Below are 21772 nucleotides of genomic sequence, written 5' to 3'. Positions count from 1 at the left end.
GATTCGAGGTCGCTCGGTGGGTTACGGCCTCGCGGCCTAACCCACCCTACAAAAATTAATGCCTTATTGAAAGCGATTTGGAATTACTGGCATAGGCCGTAAATTCCTCTTGGTTCTGCGTCACGGGTCCTTTTGGTAGCAGATAAGGCAGAGAGCGTAATCCAGACATACGTAAGAGTACGTACATTCGAATCGGCGTTAGACATCGTACTCTACGGCCACAGAGCGTTCAGGTCTTTCATATGAGCCGAAATGTTCCAATAAACTCGGCGTGACTGAACGAATCGTTCTTATCTTCGAAATATAAGCTACCGATCGTCGCAGCCTGACCGCAGTGCCGCGATGGCCGTTATTCAATCTGTAGCTGATACAAATACGTAGGAGCTTTTATCGTCCATTCCGTCATCGTATTCGGGTTGGGATGGATAAATGTGCTTAGGACTTGGCAAGTGTTGCCCGGGGTTATCGGAACGGAGGTCAGGCGTGTCCAGCTTCAATAAATCCAGCGAGACGTTGAAGCCCAGCAATCCATTCGCCGTTCTTAAGCCCTATATTGCCGTGCTCGCCTCTCTGATGGTTATCCTAGGGTTGATCGCCGCGACCCATGCGATGAACCGACCGGCTCCGATCAGCCTATTGCTGCTAATTCCGGTTGCCGTGGGTGCCTTCCTAGGCGGATTCGGCGCCGGGATATTGGCGCTGATTCTCGGGCTGGCAGCGGATCATTTTCTTTTCGGAGAATCCGCTTTCGGCATCCAGCGACTTTTTCCCTATATGGATGAACAGGTTCGGCTCGTATTTTTCGTAGCCGAGGGGCTGTTGCTGAGCGGGATCGGTCACTGGCACCGGCTTTCCAGATTCCAAGCCCACGAGTCTGCGCGCCGCCAACAAATGCTGGAGCAAGAAATCGTGCGTCGCCGGAAATTGGAGGAGTCGGTGGTGCGCAGCCAGCGTGCCGTCAAATCGCAACTTGCAGAAATCGAGGGTATTTATGCCACGGCGCCGGTAGGTCTCTGCTTTCTCGACCGGGATCTGCGCTTTGTCCGAATTAATCGTCGGCTTGCCGAAATTCATGGAGTTCCCGTGGAAGCACATATCGGGCGGGACATACAGGAGGTGGTACCGGAGGTCGGTCGAGCAATCATTCCCTTACTGCGGCGGGTGATCGTATCGGGCGAGCCGATTCTGGAAAAAGAGATTTCAGGGACAACGCCGAACAGTTCTCAAACACAGCGGGTTCTGCTGGCGAGTTTTTTTCCGATAAAAGAAAACGATGGCTTTGTGTCCGGCGTAAATGTTGCCGTTAAAGATATCACCGGGCAAAAGCGCTTCGAGGACACGCTAAGGGAAAGCGAAGAAAGATACCGGCTTCTCGCGGAGGTGTCTCCTCTCGTGATCTGGACGGCTGCGCCGGATGGCACTTTGGTCTACGCAAGTCATCATTGGCTCGAGTACAGTGGTTTGACCTTGGAACAGAGTCGTGGGCAGGGATGGACGTCGGTATTGCACCCCGAAGATCGCGAGCGAGTATTCACCGAGCAGCCGGAGGCGCTAAGAAAAAAGCGCCCTTACGAGACAGAACTCAGATTCCGCTGTCATCGGATCGGAGAGTATCGCTGGCATCTCATCCGCGCTTTGCCGCTTTGCGACGAACGCGGCGAGGTCCGCCAGTGGGTGGGTATCGCTATGGATATCCATCAAATGAAATGCGGTGAGAAAGCATGGAGGGACGGTCAAGCACGCCTGCTGCTGGCCCTCGAAGCCGGCCGCATGGCGGTGTGGGAGCGTGATTCGTCGAGCGGCGGAATAACGTGGCTGGACCCGACGGATATGCATTCAGCTATCGGTTTCGAGAACCAATTTCTGGCCTGGGTACGGGATATCGCGGAACGGAACTTGCCCTCGGTTCCCGAGAGGGGCGATCAGCCCACCGAGAGCTATAGCCAGGAATTCCACATTGTCTCGCCGGATGGACAATTGAACTGGGTCGAAGCGCGGGGACAGCATGTTTTGGGCAACCGGGAGAGCGGCCGGAGACTGGTTGGCGTTCTTTCCAATGTTACCGACCGGAAACGCGCGGAAGAGAGCTTGCGTCACGTCAAGGAGGTTGAAGAAGCACTGCGCGAGGCCGATCGAAGAAAGGACGAGTTCATTGCCCTCTTGGCTCACGAACTCCGGAATCCGCTCGCGCCGATTTTGACTTCGGCGCAATTATTGAAACGGCGTGGCTCGGAACGGCCGGAATTGCTCGAATCGGCTACCGATAGCATCGAGCGCCAGGTTAAATATTTGACTCGGCTGATCAACGATCTTTTGGATATATCGCGGGTCGCGAGGGGCAAGTTACAGCTGAGTTTTGAAGTCACCGATATGGCTTCGGTGATCGCCCATGCTATCGAAGTCTGTCGGCCGGTGATCGAAAAGAACCAGCAGGAGTTGGTGCATAGTGCAGCCGGCCAGCCGATTTATCTTTGGGGCGACCCGGCACGGCTCTCGCAGATCATCGCCAATCTATTGATGAACGCCGCAAAATTTACGCCTGTAAAAGGCCGGATAGAGTTGGCGATGAAGCAGACGGGACGGGAAATCTCGATTAAGGTGAGAGACAACGGCATCGGGATTGAGCCGGACGCGCTCGAACATATCTTCGAACCCTTCGTTCAGTTCGAACGGCCGCTGCATAGTGGCCATAGCGGACTCGGTGTCGGCTTGGCTCTCGTAAAAAGCCTGGTGGAGATGCATGGCGGTAAAATTTCGGTGGCTAGCGCCGGCAAAGATCAGGGCGCCGAATTTTCGATTCGATTGCCTTTGTTCGACCAATCGTCCGGGCGAAAACCAGATCGGACCGAGGCCGAGGACGAGGCGCAGCCTATTAAAGCCTTAGCTTCAGATCTTCAGTAGCAATCTGACCGGATCTTCCAGCAGTTCCTTTAACGTGAACAGAAAAGTCACGGCTTCGCGGCCGTCGATGATGCGATGATCGTAGGAAAGGGCCAGGTAGATCATCGGTCGAATCACGATCTGTCCGTCCTCGACCACTGGCCGGTCCTTGATGACGTGCATGCCGAGAATGGCGCTCTGCGGCGGATTGAGGATCGGGGTCGAGAGCATCGATCCGAAAATGCCGCCGTTGGTGATGGTAAACGTGCCGCCGCTCAACTCTTCGAAGCTGAGTTTGCCGTCCCGCGCTTTTTGTGAAAAATCGATGATCGCCTTTTCGATTTCGGCGAAATTGAGACGGTCGGCGTCACGCAGGATCGGCACCACTAGCCCGCGATCGGTGGATACTGCGATGCCGATGTCGTAATAATCGTGGTAGACGATGTCGTTTCCGTCGATCGAAGCGTTGATGATCGGAAAGCGTCTGAGGCCTTCCACCGCCGCCTTGACGAAAAAAGACATGAAGCCCAGCTTGATCTTATATTCCTGCTCGAAACGTGCGCGGTGCTGATTCCGCAGGTCGAAGATCTTCTGCAGATTGACTTCGTTGAATGTGGTCAATGTTGCGGTCGTGTGTTGCGCCTCGATCATGCGCTCTGCGATGCGGGCTCGAAGCCGGGTCATCGGCACACGTCGTTCGCCCCGGCCTTCCGTCGCTCTGACCTCGGGTCTCTCCTTCGGTGCCGGCTCCGGCCTCCGAGCCGGCGCAACCGCTTCGACGGTCTTGCGTTTTTGCGATTCCAGATAATCCAGGACGTCCTGCTTGGTCAAACGGCCCTCGCGTCCCGTGCCTTTTATCTGCGCCGGATCGAGGTTATGCTCCATGATCAGCCTGCGTACCGAAGGTCCCATGGGTTGGGCGAACCTCACGGGTCTGGGTACCGCCTCGGGCACAGCCGCCGGTTCCGGCTTTGCCGGTATTTCCGGGGGCGCGGCAGTTTCGGCGACCGCGGGACGGGCCTCTGTTTCAATGACCGCCAGAAGCTCACCGCTCCCGACCACGTCACCCTTGGCGTGTCGGATTTCCTGCAGCACGCCGTTGTCCGGCACGGGAACTTCGAGGATCACCTTGTCGGTTTCCAGGTCGACGAGAGTCTCGCTTTTCTGCACCGTATCGCCCGGCTGTTTACGCCAGTCGAGCAAGGTCGCGTCGGTGATGGACTCGGGCAGATTAGGCACGGTGACTTCGATGCGCATGAACTATTCCTAAAGGCTCTTGACGGGGCACGGTTCCAAACAATGCGTCTTCGACAACTTTCTTCTGCTGCTCCAAATGCCGGTGGAATTGGCCTACGGCGGGCGCAGCAGACATCGGCCGTCCAGCATAGCTGAGGACGATGTCCTTTTCCAGCAGGCTCAGGAAGCGGTGCTTGATCTGGTGCCACGCGCCCTGATTTTCCGGTTCTTCCTGACACCAGATCAATTCTTTCATTTGGGGGTAAGCCGCCAGTTCCTGCATGAAGAGATCGTAAGGAAAGGGATAGAGCTGCTCTATGCGGATAATGGCGACGTGGTGAAGGTTTTCCTTGCGCCGAGTCTCCAGAAGATCGTAGAACACCTTGCCGGTGCAGAGGATGACGCGGGTGATCTTGGCCGGGTCATGGGCGTCGATTTCGCCGATGATGTTGCGGAAGCATCCGTCCGACAATTCTTCCAGCCGCGACGTGGCCAATTTGTGCCGCAGCAGGCTTTTGGGCGTCATGATGATCAGCGGCTTCCGGTAAGGTCGCAGCATCTGCCGGCGCAAAAGATGAAAGATCTGGGCCGGTGTCGTCGGCACGCACACCTGAATGTTCTGTTCGGCGCATAGTTGCAGATAGCGCTCGATCCGGGCCGATGAATGTTCGGGGCCCTGGCCTTCGTAGCCGTGCGGCAGAAGCATGGTCAGTCCGCTGAGCCGTCCCCATTTGGTCTCTCCCGAGGTGATGAATTGATCGATCACAACCTGGGCATTGTTGGCGAAGTCTCCGAATTGGGCTTCCCAAATGACCAGGGTGTCAGGCTCGGAGCTGCTGTAGCCGTATTCGAACCCGAGCACGCCTTCTTCGGACAGCAGCGAGTCGTAAATGTAAAAACGCGCCTGGTTGTCGCTGAGGTTCTGAAGCGGAATATAGGTATCGCCGGAATCTTGGTCATACAGAGTTGCGTGACGATGAAAAAACGTTCCGCGTCCCACGTCTTGACCGGTCAAACGTACGGCGTAACCCTCGGTCAGCAGCGAGGCATAGGCCAGAGTTTCAGCATATCCCCAGTCGAGAGGTATTTCCCCGGCCGCCATTTTGCGCCGGCTTTCCATGATCGCCGCCGCACGCGGATGAAGGGCAAATCCCGGCGGAATGCCGATCAGTCGCTGCGACAGGTCTTGAATCGTTTTCTGTGGCAAACCTGTATCGCAGGGCAGCGTCCACTCGGTGCCGAGGTAGTGATCCCAGCGGGTTTTGTAGTAGCTCATGGCGTCGTGAACGATCGGCCGGAGGAATGTTTCGTCTTTCTTCAGACCATTTTGGTAATCCTCCTCCATGTGCTGGACGACGTCGGGGGTTACCACTCCTTCGGCGATCAATCGGTCGGCGTAAAGCTTCCGAACCGGCGGATGGTTGCGGACAAACCGGTACATCGAAGGTTGAGTCACGGCCGGTTCATCCGCCTCGTTATGCCCGTGGCGGCGATAGCAGATAAGATCGATCACCACGTCTCGCTTGAATTTCATCCGATAATCGAGAGCGAGCCGGGTGACATAGAGCACCGCTTCGGGATCGTCGCCGTTTACGTGAAAAACCGGCGCCTGAATCATGTTCGCAACATCGGTGCAATACAGCGTGGATCGGGCATCGAATGGGTTGCTGGTGGTGAAGCCGATCTGGTTATTAATGACGACATGTATGGTTCCGCCCGTCGTATAAGCACGGGTTTCGGCCATGTTGAGCGTCTCCATGACGACGCCTTGCCCCGCAAAAGCGGCGTCGCCGTGAATCAGGACCGGGAGTACGGCGGTCTCGCCGTCTTCGTCCTCGCGCCGGTCCTGGCGTGCGCGCACGGAACCTTCCACGACCGGATCGATGATTTCGAGATGCGAAGGATTGAAGGCCAGGGCAAGATGCACCATGCCGCCGCCCGTTTCGATGTCCGATGAGAAGCCCATGTGATATTTCACGTCGCCTGCGCTGGCATATGGCGGTGCGTTCGGATATATGCCTTCGAACTCCTGAAATAGCGAGCTGGGCTTTTTCCCAAGGATGTTGATGAGCACATTCAGCCGCCCTCGGTGGGCCATGCCCATCACGATTTCCTTGGTTCCTTTTTCGCCTGCCCGCTGGATCAGATCGTCCAGCAGCGGAATCAGGCTTTCCGCCCCTTCGAGCGAGAACCGCTTTTGGCCCACGTACTTCCGATGCAGGTATTTTTCTATACCCTCGGCGGCGGTAAGGAGCTTCAGCATCCATTTCTTTTCCTCGGCACTGAAGTTTCCGCGGGCGCGCGTGCTTTCCAGCCGCTTTTGGATCCATCGCTTGATGTCGCTGTCGACGATATGCGTGTATTCCGCACCGACGTGTCCGCAATAGGTCTGCCGCAGCATCGAGAGAATCTCGCGCAATGGCAGCCGTTCCGGGCTTCGCAGGATGTCGATGTAAAACGGACGGTCCAGCTCATCTTCGCTCAGCTCGTAATGGGCAGGGTCCAAATCCTTCAGCGCTGCCGGGGGGGATAGCTTTAACGGGTTGTTGTCGGCGGACTGATGGCCGCGGGTTCGGTATTGATAAATCAGCCGGTCTACAGCGGATTGCTTGCGCAGCATTTCTTCCGCTTCGGATTCCCCGATTGCCGCTTTGATGACGCGGCGCTCTCTTTCGGCTGCGGGCTCCTCTCTTGTCAATTCGTGCTGGATCGACCGGAATTTCTCCCGCCAGCTTTCATCGACGGACTCGGGATCCCGCAAGAATCTCTCGTAGAGATCTTCGAGAAAACCGACGTTGTCTTCGCTGAAAGCCGATGCGTCTTTAAAGAGTTGTAAGAGCTTATTCATTAGGTTGTCTCGTGTGTCCGTCCCGTTCTTTGAGATTTTAAACGAAGGTCTTGCGCCTACCGTGTGGTGGTCAGTCCGTTTGGCCAGACTGTGGGACGCGTATACGTATGCGTATACTTAAAGACAATTTTGAGCCGAGTTTTATCTCCGATAAAGCCCGGAAAATTTCCTGCTACCAAGCTGCCGGAGGGACCGACACGGCACCGGTGCCGTCGTTTCTCGCCATTGCGGCAGTCCGTTGTTTCCGTCCACGTCCGTCACAGTCTAAGTCTACGTTATTAACCCGGCTTCTAAATTAGGCCGGGTTAATCCGGGGCGGCGATCAGCCGCGTGAGCTAGGCCTAAGCGTGTAACCGGCCTGGGCGGCGGCCCGAAAGACCAGGAGGGTATTTACGGGCCTGATTAATAAATTATTCCGGAGCAGGCTAAACGACCGGTAGTCGGCCGATTTTGGTCGTCATTCCACGCGGCGACAACACGTCGAGCGCATGAAAGTTTCTTGTGCTAGCCTCTTGCTTGGTTTCATTTTGGACGAAATACGGTGGGGGAGACAGTATGTTCGATGGGTTGATCGGTCGTGTGCCCATATACACGCACACTCTCGATGTATACGGCTACGAGCTTAGCTTTTGCAGCGGTGAAGCTCTGAGCGTAGGGACCAAAGACAGCGAAGATCGGTGGACCGAAGCGGTGCGGCAGGCCGGCCAGGCGCTGGATTTGAGAGATTTGGTCGGCGATAGCCGAGCGATGCTCCGGGTGCCGTCCACTTCTTTAACCGTATGCGAAGGATTGGCCTGGCCGAAGTCCCAGGTGGTTCTGGCGGTATCGGGAGACGTCTTGAATGATAGTGCGGCGGAGGAAACCGTATCCCGCCTGGCCGACGAGGGTTTTACCATCGCGCTTCATAATCCGTCCTGCGATTTGGTCGAACTTAGGCGCGAGGCCGACTTCGTATCGATCTGCTCCCTGGATGCCAGAAAGCTGAACGGTTTTAAGATCAGTTGGACGGCCCGCCACGACCAAAATCTGCATCTTCTGGTGAGAGACATAGAAACGCCGGACGAATACGATCGTTTCCGCAAGCTGGGTTTCGATTATTACGAAGGCATGTTTTTCGAGCGGCCCCGACATTTGCGCAGTTGCGATATACCGGGAAACCGCCTGGCCGTGCTCGAACTGCTTGCGCGGCTCCAAAGTCCAAAGGTCGACGTCGCCGAGGCCGAGGCGATCATCACGCGCGATATGACCCTGAGTTATAAGCTGCTCCGATTAGTCAATGCCGCATTTTTCGGTGTGACGAAGCGGATCGACTCGATCCGCCGGGCCGTGATTTTCTTCGGCGTACAGCGGATCAAAAACTGGGCGTCGGTCATTCTGGTCAATTCCGTCGATTACCGCCCGCGCGAGTTGCTGACCACGGCACTGGTACGGGCGCGAACCTGCGAGCTGCTGGCCGAACGAATGAAACGGCCAAATACCGAGCTTTATTACATAACCGGGTTATTTTCCCTGCTGGACGCCGTCATGGACGTTCCCAAGGAGGACATTCTGCGACACTTGAACCTCGATGACCGCATCGATGAGGCGCTGCTGCATGGTAGCGGCCCGATCGGCGAGGTGCTCCGCGCCGCGATTGCATTCGAGCGCGCCGAGCCCGGTGAAATTCAGGGTTGCAAGTTTGAACAGGGCGTACCGGCGAGCGCTTACGTGGAATCGATCCGCTGGGCGACGGACGTTCGAAAGGCGCTGGAGGTTTCTTAACCGGGACTTTATGAACGGAAGAAGATGGAGATGAAATCCTGAGTGATTTGCTTGGCTATTGGGCCGCCTTCGTGGGAAAATCGTGATTTAAGCTTTCGAACCTACCCGATCGGAATGACTAGACTATGGCGGCTTTACCCGCGCAATTGATAGACCGCTTCGGGCGGCGTATCAGTTACGTTCGCATTTCCATCACCGACCGCTGCGACTTTCGCTGCATTTATTGCATGAGCGAGGACATGGCTTTTTTGCCCCGCGCTCAGATCTTGACGCTCGAGGAAATCCTGGCCGTCGCCACGGCGTTCGTGGAACTCGGCGTCGAAAAGATACGCATCACGGGCGGAGAGCCCCTGGTGCGCAAGGGCGCGGTCGATCTATTGCAAGAAATCGGCAAGCTGCGGGGCTTGAGAGAGCTGGTTTTGACGACCAACGGATCGCAGCTGGAAAAAACCGCATTGCTGCTGAAGTCCGCCGGAGTAAAGCGCATCAATGTCAGTCTCGATTCGCTGGATGGCGACCGGTTCCGGAAGATGACCCGGATAGGGGACTTGGATCAGGTGCTCCGCGGGATCGACGCCGCGCTGGATGCCGGTTTCGAACGACTCAAAATCAATGCCGTCGTGCTCAAGAATCGCAACCATGACGAGGTGAGCGATCTGGTCGACTATGCGATCGCCAAGAACATCGACATCAGCTTCATCGAAGAGATGCCGCTGGGCGCGGTCGATGGGCACGACCGTGCCGAGGAGTATTATTCCAGCGACGACATCAAGCGGGATCTCGACCGGCGTTTTGTCCTGCTGCCCACGCCGGAAACCACAGGCGGACCTTCCCGTTATTACCGCGTGTCCGGCACCCACACACGTGTGGGGTTCATATCCCCGCACAGCCACAATTTCTGCGGAACCTGCAACCGCGTGAGAGTGACGGCCGAAGGCCGGTTGCTGCTCTGTCTGGGCAACGAACACTCGATAGATCTGAAACGGGTCTTGCGAGCCAATCCCGGCGATATGCACAAGCTGAAACATGCGATCGTCGATTCGATGGCGATCAAGCCCGAACGGCATTATTTCGACATCAAGGCACAGCCCGTGATCTTCCGCCACATGAACGCTACCGGCGGCTGAGCCCGCCGTCGAGGGGCGGCGCGCTAAGTACATTCAGGGAAGTCTTGCGGCATAGACAACCTGCAGGACAACCCCGCCAATCAAGCCAATCTGTCGAGATTCCGCAAATATTTGCGGAATGTACTTAGAGCGTTTTTCATCGCTTTATAGCGGCGTGGACGGGGACACCGCCCGTACCCATTCGTAGGTCGGCAATCCTTTGCCGACGAACGTGTTTGAAGGAACTACTCCAGAGCGATCTCGCCGTCTATGACGTGATGGATGTTCAGGGCCGGAACTTCCAAGGTCATCTTGACGGCGAATTTCTCGTTTCCGACGAGCTTGCCGGCTTGCAGCGCGTCGTGCACGGCCAGCTCGATCTCCCGCTGCGAAGTCACACCGACCTTTTTCAGGAACTTGCGGATGTCCATGTTGAAAGTATCGTCGTTCATTGCCGTGACTCCTAAATTTCAAGAATCTCAAGTTTCGATGCAAAATTTCGGGACTTGATCCCGGTGCTGTTATTAACCCGGCCTATCAATATAGACCGGGTTAATCCGGGGCAGGGATGCGCCCCGGCGCGGCGACCAGCCTCGTGAGCCAAGGCCTAAGCGTGTAGCGGCCTGGGCGCCGGCCCGAAATACCAGGAGGGTATTTACGGGCCAGATTAATAAACTCAGAAGAGCGGCGAAACTCCGAATAGTTTGCTGTGGAAATGCAGTATTGCGAGATAAAGCACTACGGCCAGCGTGATGCGCCACCAACCGATCTCGGTCAATTTGAGCTGATTGCGCCCTTCTCGGATGGCGTTGAAAGGTATATTGGATGTAACGGCCGTGAATTTCGCCCATTGCTCTCCGAAGTGCCTTTGACGCTTGGCATCTATCGAGCGGGTTCCACCTATCGTTAGGATCAGCAAGGACCCGAACAGTACGAGTGCTGCGGCATCGCCGTTGGCGATCAGGTGCACGACGGCCCACAGGCCGATTCCCCAAAGAAAGGGATGACGGGTGATCCGCAGAATGCCTCGTGCCGGCTCTGCTTCAGAGAGTAGAGACTCACCGTTTACCGCAGTCGGATTGGGTGTCGTTACGCCGGCGACAGCCAGGAAAAAAGCGACCAGCATCAAAAGCGCCGCGATAGGTTTGAACCACGCGAGCTGCCCCCAGGTTTCGATGTAAGGCGCATGGCGGTAGGCGTAAATCAGCCAAACTAGACCCACCAGCGAAAGCACGGAAAAACCGAAGCGGTAGACGCGCTCGCCGTATTTCTCGGCCAGCCGATCCCGCCATTGGGTGCCGGCGATCAAGAAATGAATGCCGACGAAAAACAAGGCGGCAAGTGTAAGCTGGATCATATGGATGCTCCGGGTTCGAGTTGGCTACGGTTCGTGGGTGTTTATTTCAAGTCGCGAGCTTCGCCGCGAGCGGCGTGCCTTCTGTTCGGCTCATTTCTCCAGCAAGCGGGGCATCAATTCCACCAGATTGCACGGACGGGTACGGTAATCGAGCTGATCTCGAATGAGCTGGTCCCAAGCGGTTCGACATGCGCCCGAAGAGCCTGGCAGACAGAAGATATAGGTCCCGTTGGCTACCCCGGCAACGGCGCGGGACTGAATCGTGGACGTCTTGATATCTTGATACGAGATGGCGCGAAAGACCTCGCCGAATCCGTCCAGAGTCTTGTCGAACAGGACTGAAACCGCTTCCGGTGTGCCGTCCCGTCCGGTCACGCCGGTGCCGCCGGTGGTGATGACGACCTGTATCGTCTCGGAGGCGATCCATTCCGATACCACGGCGCGGATTCGGTAGATGTCGTCGGCTACGATGCGTTTATCCGCCAGGCGATGTCCGGCGGCGCTTAGCCGGTCGACCAGGGTTTTCCCGGAAACATCGGTGTCTTCCGTGCGCGTGTCGGATACCGTCAATATCGCGATGTTGAGGGGAACGAAATCTCTTTCCTGGGACATTGAGATGCTTTCCTGTGGTACGTGTTGTAAATTCCGTTCGTGAAACGGTCGGCGGCCTCTTCATTCGCCCGCGCGAGACTGCGGGCTGAGGGGCGAACATTAAAAAGCTATCGAACATCCCGAGGGGGTGCAATCCTTTCGAGCAGGATGCGGACTTGATTAAATATTAGCAAACGCTTATATTTTAGCTTGTCCATGATCGAGCGGTATTCGCATTACGGAGTGCGCTGACAGATCCGGGGTAGGCATTCGAGTTTCGAAGCACTTGGCGGTTTTCAAGCATCAAGGCGCAAGACGATGAGGAGCAAAGGCAGGATATGAGTTTGAAGCTTTTCCAGTCGAGACTTTTGGCCGCGGGTTCGACGCTCTGTCTGATACTGATCGGAGCCGGGTCTGCCGCAGACGCGCCGGCGGAAACAAGCGCTCGCCATCCGCTCAAGCTGGAGGAAGCCATCGATTTGGCCTTCGAGCAAAATCCCGATCTTCTCGCGGCCGCCGCCCGGATCGGCGAGGCCGAGGCCAAGGTTGCCGAAGCCGCCGCGAACTTCTATCCCAAGCTTATGGCGCGGGTCGGTTACGCCTATTCCGACGATCCTTCCCAAGCCTTTTCCTATATCGTGGCACAGCGTCGTTTCAACTTCGGCGTGGATATCAATCATCCGGGCTGGGTGGAAAACTTTCGCCCCGAGATCGTCGGCACCTGGTCGTTGTATCGAGGCGGGCAGGATAGTTATCGGAAGAAAGCCGCCGAATTGGGCGTCGAAGCGGCCGAACTGGAGCGCTCGGCGATTCGCAACCGTCTGGCTGCGGCAGTGACGGCGGCGTATTACGCGCTGCTGTCCGCGCCGCAGCAAGTGGATGTGGCGCGCCATTCGATCGAGGCCGTCGAGCGCGAACTGGAGCATACCAAACATCGGGTGGCGGAAGGCATGGCGCTCAAGGCGGACGTTTTATCCTTGGAAGTCCGCGCGGCGGAGGCCCGCGAGTCCGAGTTGAAGGCCCAAAACGCCATCGAATTGTCCCGTTCGGCGCTTAAGACGCTCCTCGGCATCACGACGGGCGAAATCCTGGAGCTGCGCGAACCCGCGGACAGACTTGCCGACCATCCAGCTCAAGATTATGCGCGGCTGCTGGATCAAGCCTTGGCCCAGCGTCCCGAGATGCAGGCCGCGATACATCAGTCGCAGATCCGGCGCGAGGAACTTCAGGCCGAACGGGGAGCGCGCTGGCCGCGGGTCAATGCCTACGCTGCTTACGGTCAGAACAGCCGCTCGCCGGATTTCGCATTCAGCCGGGACAACGTCACCCTGGGCGTCAACGCCGAGGTGGATCTATTCTCGGGCGGCGCGGTCAGCGCCCGTATCGCCCAGGCGGAACGCCGGCTGACCGAAGCTCAGGCCCTGGAGCAGCGCACCCGGCTGGAGATCGGGGATGAAGTCCGGCGCGCCTATACGACCCTGGAAGAAGCGCTGCAACGCCTTAAAGTGGCCGAAGCCGGCGCTGCCGCCGCCGACGAGGCTCTGCGACTGGTCAATGAGCAATATCGAGGCGGCGCTGCTACCGTGACGCGGTATCTGGAAGCGGAAACCGATCGTGCCGATGCCGCCCTGCGCGTCATCGTCGTCCGTTACGAAGCGGAGGTGGCGCAAGCGCAGCTGAAGAAGGCGGTGGGACACTGGCGGTAAAGTCTCCGGACAACCTGTTCTTCAACCCCCGCTCTGGCCGGCTTTCATGCAGGTGCCGGGGGCTTTTGCCCGACTACGAACAAGCAAGAAACCGATAGGCCAATTCATGACGCATGCCACGCATTCCCGGACCAAGCTTATCTACGCCCTGATCGCGGTATCCGTTTTGATTCTTCTTCTCGTCTGGATGCAGGGAGGCTTTAAGGACAAGGTGGAACCGGGGGTGAGCGAGTCCGTGGCGAATGGGAAAGCCGACGAGCGCACGCCAACGGCCAAGGTGGTTCGAAAGGAAGTCGAAAAAGTCTTTGCCTGGCCCGGAACCGTCGCGGCGCGGACGGTGGCGCAGATCGCTCCCAAGATTCCCGGCAGGATTCTGGAAATCACGGTTCGCGCGGGCGACCGCGTCAAGCAAGGCCAAGTGCTGGCACGCCTCGACGAACGGGAAACTCGGTCGCGCCTCGGCCAGGCGCGCGCCGCTCTCGCCGCCGCCGAGGCGCAAGCCGGACGCGCTCGTGCGGATGCGCGCCGAATCCAAAACCTCTACGACAAAGAGGCCGCGACCCGGCAAGCCCTCGATGCCGCCCTGGCGGCGGCCCGGACCGCGGAAGCGCAAGTGCGGGAAGCCAGGGACGCAATTCGCGAGGCGGAATCCTCTCAGACGGAAACGGTGCTGCGCGCGCCCTTCGACGGTGTCATCGTCGAACGCCGTCTGGAACCGGGCGACATGGCCTTGCCCGGTGCGCCGATACTGGTTCTTCAGGAATCGCAGCGGCTTCGGATCGAGAGCGCCGTTCCGGCCCAATGCGCCGGTCTGGTCGAAATCGGGAATGAACTCAAGGTCCGCATCGCCAATCCGGAACGAGAACTCGATGCCGTGGTGGACGAAATTCAGCCCGCTGCCGATCCCAAGACCCGAACCGTGCTGGTGAAAGCCCGTTTGCCCGAAGATTCGGCCGTGCAGCCCGGCGCGTTCGGCTGGCTCTATCAAGCCTGCGGTCAGGACGAGGTGCTGTTGCTGCCGGTTTCCGCCGTGAGCCGCGTCGGACAGCTCGAGAGCGTGCGGCTGGTGGTGGACGATAAGGTCCGGCTGCGCCACGTCCGCACCGGCAAGCGCTACGACGGCCAGATCGAAATCCTTTCGGGGCTCAAGGAAGGCGACACCGTGCTGCTCCGGGAGGCCGGCCGATGAGCGCGGAAACCTCTGTCGAGCGGGGTTTGACGGCCCGCATCGTCGAGCTGTTCATCACCTCCAAGCTGTCGGTGTTGTTGCTGATCGCGTCCTTTCTGGTCGGGTTCGCCGCGCTGGTGCTGACGCCGCGCGAGGAAGAACCGCAGATCGTGGTGCCGGTGGCGGACGTTTTGATCAGCGCGCCGGGCGCCGATGCCGAGGAAGTCGAAAAACTGGTGTCGACGCCGCTCGAGACCCTGCTGAGGGAAGTGGACGGCGTGGAATACGTGTATTCCGCTTCGCGCGAAGGCGAGGCCCTGGTGACGGTGCGCTTCTATGTCGGCGAAGACCGCGAGGACAGTCTGGTCAAGGTCTGGAACAAGCTGATGTCCAACCAGGACCGGATACCGCCCTTGGTCAGCTCCTGGACCGTGAAGCCGGTGGAAATCGACGATGTCCCCATCGTTACGCTGGCGTTGTCGTCGAACGATCCGGTTTACGATGCGGCGGCGCTGCGCCGTTTGGCCGACGAGATGAAGGACAAACTGGCCGTGGTGGAGGATGCCGGCAAGATTACCGTGGTCGGCGGAGAGCGCCGGCAGATCTCGGTTTATCCCGATCCCGCGCGTTTGGCGGCACACGGCGTAACCGTTCTGGACGTGATGCGAGCCTTGCAAGCCGCCAATATCAACCTGCAGGCCGGGACCTTCGAACAGGCCAACCGCGCCGTCCGCTTGGAGGCCGGTCCGTTCTTTACCAGCGCGGACGAAGTCGCCGGCACGCCGGTGGTGGCCGGGCAGGGCGGCAAACTGGTTTATCTCCGCGACGTGGCGGCGGTTATCGACGGTCCGCAGGAAGCATCGAGTTACACCCGGATCGGCTACGGGCCGGCAGCCGCCGAGAGCCCGCACCTGGGCGAAACGGAAGCCGCGAAGCCCGGCGAAGAGCGGCAATCGGTCACCGTAACCGTGGCCAAGCGGAAAGGGGCCAATGCGGTTGCGGTGGCCGAAGAGGTCATCGAGGCGGCGAACGAACTGTACGGCACCGTCATTCCGGAAAACGTCACCGTCAATATCACCCGCAATTACGGCGAGACCGCCAATCACAAGGTCAACGAACTGGTCCGGCACCTCTTCATCGCCATCGCCACGATCATCGTCCTTTTGGCTTTCGCCTTGGGGCCGAAGGAGTCTTTCATCGTCGCCCTGGCGGTGCCGATGACTTTGGGCGTGACCCTGTTCTGCGATCTCATCTTCGGCTACACCATCAATCGCGTGACCCTGTTCGCGCTGATTCTGTCGCTGGGGCTTTTGGTGGACGATCCCATCGTCGATGTGGAAAACATCTTTCGCCATTTCCAGCTGCGCCGGGAGCCGCCCCTGGACGCCACCTTGACCGCGGTCGACGAGGTCCGTCCGCCCACCATCTTCGCGACCTTCACCGTCATCGTTTCCTTTCTGCCGATGTTCTTCATCACCGGCATGATGGGGCCGTACATGGCGCCCATGGCTTTCAACGTACCTATCGCGATGCTGATGTCGCTCCTGGTGGCGTTCACCGTAACCCCCTGGGCGAGCTATTACCTTCTCAAGAGCGAGTACGGCAAGGGCGAGGAAGCGTTCGATCTCAAGCAGAGCACGGTGTATCGGTTTTATCACCGCACCTTAGGCGGACTCTTGGCAACTGCCGGTCGGGCGAAGATTTTTCTATGGCTGGTGCTGGCGGCATTCGTAGTCTCCGCCTTGCTCGCGGTTTTCCGCATCGTGCCGCTCAAACTCCTGCCTTTCGACAACAAGAACGAACTGCAAATCGTCGTCGACATGCCGCGCGGCACCACGCTGGAAGCATCCGACGCCGCCGCGCGGGCGCTGGGCGATTATCTCGCCACCGTCAACGAAGTGACCGATTACGAGACCTTCGTCGGACTCGCATCGCCCATGGATTTCAACGGTTTGGTGCGGCATTACTATCTGCGGCGCGAGCCCCATCAGGCCGAGATTCGAATCAACCTGCTGCCCAAGGAGCGGCGCGAGCAACAGTCCCACGAGATCGCCCTGCGCATCCGTCCCGATATCGAGCGGATCGCCAAGGCTTACGGCGCCAATGCCAAGATCGTCGAAACCCCTCCGGGTCCCCCGGTGCTGTCCACCTTCGTGGCCGAGGTATACGGGCCTCTGGACGCGGCTTATTCCGATCTGGCGCGCGTCGCAGAGCGGGTGAAACAGGAGATCGCCGGGATAGAGGGGGTCGTGGATGTGGACGATACCGTCGACGAGCCGCAGACCGTGATCCGCTATCAGTTGGACCGTCAGCAGGCCGCGCTGCACGGCGTAACCGTGGCGGAGGTCGCGGAAACCCTGCGCGCAGCGTTGAACGGAATGTCCATCGGCGTCGTGCACATTTCGTCCGAGCGCCAGCCCTTGGAAATCGTCATGCGGCTGCGGCGCGCGGAACGTTCCTCCATGGCCGATCTGAGTACGCTCCGGGTGAAAGGCCTGGACGGCTCGCTGGTGCCGCTCGGAGAAATCGGCCATGCGACGGAGGAACCGGCGGATCTCACGATTTATCATAAAGACCTCAGGCGCCTGAGCTACGTGACCGCGGAAATGGCGGGGCGGAGTCCGGTGGAGGCCGTGTTCGACTGGTGGGACATCGAGGACGAAAAACCGCTGCCCGCAGGCTATACGGTCGATCTGGCCGGGGAAGGGGAGTGGAAGATCACGGTGGATGTGTTCCGGGATTTAGGGCTCGCGTTCGGTGCGGCCCTGCTCATGATTTACGTGCTTCTGGTGGCGCAGACGGGTTCCTTGGGGATGCCGCTCATCATCATGGTGGCCATTCCCCTGACCGTCATCGGCATCATGCCCGGCTTCGCGCTGCTCAACCTGCTGATTACCGAGCCCGTGGCGGGTTTCGACAATCCCATCCTGTTCACCGCAACGGCCATGATCGGCATGATCGCTCTGGCCGGCATCGTGGTCCGGAACTCCATCATTCTCATCGACTTCATCGAGCGGCTGCGGGCTCAGGGCGAAACCCTCGTCGATGCCCTCATCGAGGCCGGTGCCACCCGTCTCCGCCCGATCTTTCTCACCGCCGCCGCCGCGCTGTTCGGCTCTTTCGTCATCACGCTGGATCCCATCTTCTCCGGCCTTGCCTGGAGTTTTATCTTCGGCATCTTCGCGTCGACCGCATTCTCCCTCTATGTGGTGCCGATGGTTTATTACCTGCTGAATCGGAAAGCGGCGCAATAGCCGCCATCAGAGCCTTTTCCGGTATGTCGTAGCACTATCGGGAGGCCTTCGTCAGCAAGGGATTGCCGATCTACCGCATCTTTTCCAGGCTATATCTCTTGAAGGTGGAAGGCGCTTTGCCGGTCCGCGCCTCATCCGATCACTTCCTCGGCATCGGCCGGGATCTTCGCTCACGCGGCGGCACCTTTGCCGCAACAATTTGTACACAGCAGGCAACAAAATTTCGTGTGCGCATGAACTAACGGGCTGCCACGCTGTCTACATGTATGTGTTCTTCCTCCTCTTGACCCACCGTATGGTGGGTTTTTTTATTTTCGGGGATGCTGAAAGATAAGAGCTTGAAAGCTCGGATAATTGAGCAACGAACTCCGCGACCGTCAATCCTCTCTCGCTCCGAAAGCGGAAAACGGGAAAGGCATGCGGTCGGTGCTGTAGGACATGAAGAGCATCATGTTGTAAATCCACGCCGACAGGGCTTCACCCCATTTCACGCCGAGGCGGGTGGCTCGGCCGGTAAAGAGATGGGCGATGAACTGGAACAGGACGATGGCCCACAGAACAAAACGTACGATACCGAAGAGCGCAAAAAACAGAGCCATGAACAACAGGCGTTTAAAGGCGTTCATGCTGACTTGATTGTTGTCAATCGGGTCTTTCATAAAATGCAAAGGATAAGAAACATAGTGGAGCTACTCAAAAAGGTATTGCCAACGGTCTAGCACAGCCATCGGGGACATGGCGCATGACAGCCGGCGTTAAAAGATGCGACGTCGATCATATTCGCAATCCAATCGCTCGATCCCGAGTTCATTTGCTCAAAAAGTTGGCGGCCAAGGATTTTAGGAGGCGTGTGGTCATGGGACAACTATTATCTGCCAAGCAAAATAGCGTCGTCAGGTCTTCGCACTCGCCGGGAGGCTTACGCGTGATTGCGATAGTCGAGTTGAGCAAAGGTGTGCTGATCGTGCTGGCGGGATTCGGACTCCTCTCGCTTATCCATCATGATGTGCAGCAACTGGCTGAGGAAATTGTCGGTCATTTTCACCTCAATCCAGCCAGCCGGTATCCGCGAATTTTTATCGATTTGGCAGGACGGCTTTCTGATAAGAGGCTTTGGCTTTTTGCCGGTTTTGCATTTACGTACAGTGGGTTGCGGTTTATCGAGGCTTATGGATTATGGCGAGGACGGCGCTGGGCCGAGTGGTTCGCGGTGGCGAGCGGTGCCATCTATATTCCCATAGAGCTTTTCGAGCTGCTGGCCGGCGTCTCGTGGATCAAGGTCCTGACTTTCGCCGTCAATATTGGGATTGTGTCTTATGTGGGCTTTTCTCTATGGCAATCTCAAAGGAATAACCTGAGCCTGCCTGCGTAGGCGGTTCGAACTGAAGTGAAGCAACTTTGATGTTCGAGGATGAAGAAGGTGGGGGACGTGGAGCGGGTGATGGGAATCGAACCCACGTCATCAGTCGGGTAAGGAGATGACCTCGCGGCCATCCCCTCCCCTAAGAACCGGACATGCGTATTTCTACGCATCCGGCTCAAGCAGCACTTAAGCCTGCTTCTCGCGAAGCAGGCCAGCAACGTCGTCTGGCTTCGCCTTCGCATGGACCTGGCGATGGCAGTTCTCGTGCAGGAGCACGAGGTTACTCATCGCGTCGGTTCCGCCCAGCCGCCGTGGTAGGACGTGGTGCAAATGCCACCCCGTCTCCACGGTGATTTTCTGAGAACAGACTGGGCAGGTTCCTTCCTGGAACAACCATAGCCAGCGCAGCCTCCGTCTGTCTTTCAACGTTTGCAGCATCCGTGCCGCAAGCCGTTTGGAGAAGTAGTCGTCAAACGCCGAATCATAGGGATTGGCTTCCGCCGCGATCTTGATGTGCGTGCGTTTCCGCACGCTCCCCAGATACAGCAGTAGCTGGTCCTTTTCTCCAAAACGCCAATCACGTCCCCGGAGACACTGAAAATAACGCTGCTTGATCCATCGCTTCCCTTTGGCAGGGTGACGGCGGACCGCCCAACGCCATATCGCGTTCCAAATGTGATGGTCGCATCGAGTGAATGTACGGCTGGCCATTTGGCTGCGGTGGTAATTTGCCCATCCCCGGAGAATCGGGTTCAGGGTTTTTATTACGTCCTTTTGCCGGGCTTGCCGCATGTCCTTGAGTACCTGTCTGACATGACCGAGGAATGACTTCACGTTCCGTTTTGACGGCTGTATGAGCAGCGTCGAACGTCTCATTCGGACATTCCACCCGAGGAAGTCGAAGCCTTCGTCCACATGGGTAATGTGGGTTTTGGTCTCCGACAAGGTCAGTCCGCGTTCCCGCAGGAACTCGGCGACCACAGGCTTGATCGTCGTTTCCAGCAGTTCTTTCGAGCTACCGGTGATGACGAAGTCGTCGGCGTATCGCACCAGATGGACTTTGGCGTCACGGGCTTCGCGTACCGTTCGGAAGAGCGAGTCGAGCCGCTTTTGGAGTCCATCCAGTGCCCAATTGGCGAGTACGGGAGAAATGATGCCTCCCTGCGGTGTACCCGCTTCAGTTGGGAACAGGTTTCCGTGTTCCATGTATCCCGCTTTCAGCCACTTCCGGAGCAGGCGCTTGTCCATGCAGACATTTGCCAGTAGCCAGTCATGACCGATATTGTCAAAACACCCCTTGATGTCCCCTTCCAGAACGAACCGTGGCGAAGCTTTTCGGCCAAGTACGTTGCGTACCTGTTCGATGGCATCCACCGTGGCACGTCCCTTTCGGAAACCGTAAGAGTGAGGATCGGCGATTGATTCCGCCACAGGATCTAAGGCCAGGAGATGCAGAGCTTGCATCGCCCGATCACGCATGGTGGGAATGCCCAAGGGCCGTTTGCCACCACTTGCTTTTGGGATGTGTATCCGGCGTAGAGGGGCAGGTTTGTAACCCTTGCTGCGCAGGCTATGCGCCGCGTGCCACTTTTCTTCCGGGGTGCTCCACGTCTGACCGTCGACGCCGGGCGTCTTCCGTCCTTGATTCTCCGTGACACGCTTGACCGCCAGCACTTTCGCGCTGGTGGAACGAGTCAGTAGAGATTGCAAGCGCCTGACTCGTCGCCAGTCACCTGCTTTCGTTGCTTTCGCGATACGAGTCTGTAACCTTCCGACCACACGATGCGAATCAGACCACGAAATCTCGTGCCAGCTCGACCATGCAGTGGAAGCGACATCGCTAGTTGAAGTAGCGTCCATATCAACCTCCAAGTTGGAGCGGGTGATGGGAATCGAACCCACGCCTGAGGCTTGGGAAGCCGCCGTTCTACCATTGAACTACACCCGCCCGATTCCTTCGGAGATGGACACATTGCCCCTAAGGGGATGTTTCCATCCCCTTAGGGTTAGGTTAACAGACCTGTCTCACGACAGGCTACCACGCGGAAGTCAGCCCCCTTTCGGGGTGGGGCGATCGTTTCATCCCCTATCCCTCCCGTTACAGGAAGGCATTCGCTTTTTCCGCGATCCTTTACCCACACAGGTAAAGACAAACCTTGCGGTTTGCCGTGTACCGTTGCCGGCACACCCGTTTGGGCTTACCACGTTCCGTTCGAGTAGCAAGAGCCAGGAGGATTCCGCCCTTTCGCCGGTGGTGCTTGATGTCAGCGTGCCTCTACCAAGCAGAGAGAACACCCACCACGTCCCGTTTGGGTCAAGCCTGTCAGTCGCTTTGGCTTGTTCAGCTTTACGACGATTAACAGCGGTTCGCTTACGCTAATCCTTTGGCTCAGCCTAGCGCCTCAACCGGGTTGCGACTCCCAGTATCACACTAGACCCCTCGCGGGGTCAGTGTACCCCGTAAGGTGGCTACATTGTCAGTACGCTTAGCACCGGACCGTT

General features: G+C 57.9%; 14 protein-coding genes and 1 tRNA gene. 7 read left to right on the top strand and 8 right to left on the bottom strand.

Annotated elements, in window-relative coordinates; all coding sequences use genetic code 11:
• Window positions 1-483: 483 nt before the first annotated feature.
• A complete protein-coding gene (locus JOD69_RS16260) occupies window positions 484-2901 on the top strand; it encodes a PAS domain S-box protein (RefSeq protein ID WP_168183837.1) in 2418 nt (805 codons plus the stop codon).
• Here JOD69_RS16260 and odhB read toward each other — a convergent pair.
• Together odhB and JOD69_RS16250 are read right to left on the bottom strand one after the other, a co-directional pair.
• A complete protein-coding gene (gene odhB / locus JOD69_RS16255; protein WP_077731224.1) occupies window positions 2887-4137 on the bottom strand; it encodes a 2-oxoglutarate dehydrogenase complex dihydrolipoyllysine-residue succinyltransferase in 1251 nt (416 codons plus the stop codon). The genes JOD69_RS16260 and odhB overlap by 15 nt on opposite strands.
• Complete coding sequence (locus tag JOD69_RS16250; RefSeq protein WP_086134472.1) at window positions 4112-6964, bottom strand: 2-oxoglutarate dehydrogenase E1 component; 2853 nt, start codon at window positions 6962-6964, stop codon at window positions 4112-4114. Before JOD69_RS16250 ends, odhB begins: the two co-directional genes overlap by 26 nt.
• A gap of 555 nt (window positions 6965-7519) precedes the next feature.
• Here JOD69_RS16250 and JOD69_RS16245 point away from each other — a divergent pair.
• Both JOD69_RS16245 and moaA read left to right on the top strand, forming a co-directional pair.
• The gene (locus tag JOD69_RS16245; RefSeq protein ID WP_086134473.1) at window positions 7520-8725 is read left to right on the top strand and encodes an HDOD domain-containing protein; all 1206 of its coding nucleotides are present in this window, start codon (window positions 7520-7522) and stop codon (window positions 8723-8725) included.
• Window positions 8726-8850: 125 nt separating this feature from the next.
• Entirely contained in the window at window positions 8851-9852 is a 1002-nt protein-coding gene (gene moaA / locus JOD69_RS16240; RefSeq protein WP_077731221.1) for a GTP 3',8-cyclase MoaA, read from the top strand.
• 224 nt (window positions 9853-10076) lie between these two features.
• Here the strand turns inward: moaA and JOD69_RS16235 are convergent, their stop codons facing one another.
• The 3 genes from JOD69_RS16235 to moaB all read right to left on the bottom strand — a co-directional run bounded on the left by JOD69_RS16235 (window position 10077) and on the right by moaB (window position 11800).
• A complete protein-coding gene (locus tag JOD69_RS16235; protein ID WP_077731220.1) occupies window positions 10077-10283 on the bottom strand; it encodes a DUF6494 family protein in 207 nt (68 codons plus the stop codon).
• A gap of 224 nt (window positions 10284-10507) precedes the next feature.
• Window positions 10508-11188: an NnrU family protein gene (locus JOD69_RS16230; RefSeq protein WP_086134474.1), complete on the bottom strand. Its 681-nt coding sequence runs from the start codon at window positions 11186-11188 to the stop codon at window positions 10508-10510.
• Window positions 11189-11278: 90 nt separating this feature from the next.
• Window positions 11279-11800, bottom strand: a complete 522-nt coding sequence (gene moaB, locus JOD69_RS16225; protein ID WP_086134475.1) for a molybdenum cofactor biosynthesis protein B — start codon at window positions 11798-11800, stop codon at window positions 11279-11281.
• 317 nt (window positions 11801-12117) lie between these two features.
• On the opposite strand from moaB, the gene JOD69_RS16220 reads away from it, so the two are divergent.
• The 3 genes from JOD69_RS16220 to JOD69_RS16210 all read left to right on the top strand — a co-directional run bounded on the left by JOD69_RS16220 (window position 12118) and on the right by JOD69_RS16210 (window position 17907).
• Complete coding sequence (locus JOD69_RS16220) at window positions 12118-13485, top strand: TolC family protein (RefSeq protein WP_210024078.1); 1368 nt, start codon at window positions 12118-12120, stop codon at window positions 13483-13485.
• 106 nt (window positions 13486-13591) lie between these two features.
• Window positions 13592-14674 (top strand): efflux RND transporter periplasmic adaptor subunit, encoded by a 1083-nt coding sequence (locus tag JOD69_RS16215; protein ID WP_086134477.1) that lies wholly within the window; start codon window positions 13592-13594, stop codon window positions 14672-14674.
• Window positions 14671-17907 (top strand): efflux RND transporter permease subunit, encoded by a 3237-nt coding sequence (locus JOD69_RS16210; protein WP_086134478.1) that lies wholly within the window; start codon window positions 14671-14673, stop codon window positions 17905-17907. Before JOD69_RS16215 ends, JOD69_RS16210 begins: the two co-directional genes overlap by 4 nt.
• A gap of 377 nt (window positions 17908-18284) precedes the next feature.
• On the opposite strand, the gene JOD69_RS16205 is transcribed toward JOD69_RS16210, so the two are convergent.
• A complete protein-coding gene (locus JOD69_RS16205) occupies window positions 18285-18566 on the bottom strand; it encodes a DUF4389 domain-containing protein (RefSeq protein WP_077731622.1) in 282 nt (93 codons plus the stop codon).
• A 197-nt stretch (window positions 18567-18763) separates the two neighbouring features.
• Between JOD69_RS16205 and JOD69_RS16200 the strand changes: the two genes are divergently transcribed.
• Window positions 18764-19279 (top strand): DUF2127 domain-containing protein, encoded by a 516-nt coding sequence (locus tag JOD69_RS16200; protein WP_086134491.1) that lies wholly within the window; start codon window positions 18764-18766, stop codon window positions 19277-19279.
• A gap of 177 nt (window positions 19280-19456) precedes the next feature.
• Here JOD69_RS16200 and ltrA read toward each other — a convergent pair whose 3' ends face one another.
• Both ltrA and JOD69_RS16190 read right to left on the bottom strand, forming a co-directional pair.
• The gene (ltrA, locus tag JOD69_RS16195; RefSeq protein ID WP_210024077.1) at window positions 19457-21130 is read right to left on the bottom strand and encodes a group II intron reverse transcriptase/maturase; all 1674 of its coding nucleotides are present in this window, start codon (window positions 21128-21130) and stop codon (window positions 19457-19459) included.
• 14 nt (window positions 21131-21144) lie between these two features.
• Window positions 21145-21218, bottom strand: a tRNA-Gly gene (locus JOD69_RS16190).
• Between the last annotated feature and the right edge of the window lie 554 nt (window positions 21219-21772).

The sequence above is a fragment of the Methylocaldum sp. RMAD-M genome (assembly GCF_017832375.1).
Taxonomy (GTDB): domain Bacteria; phylum Pseudomonadota; class Gammaproteobacteria; order Methylococcales; family Methylococcaceae; genus Methylocaldum.
This window is presented reverse-complemented; position numbering and strand designations above follow the sequence as displayed.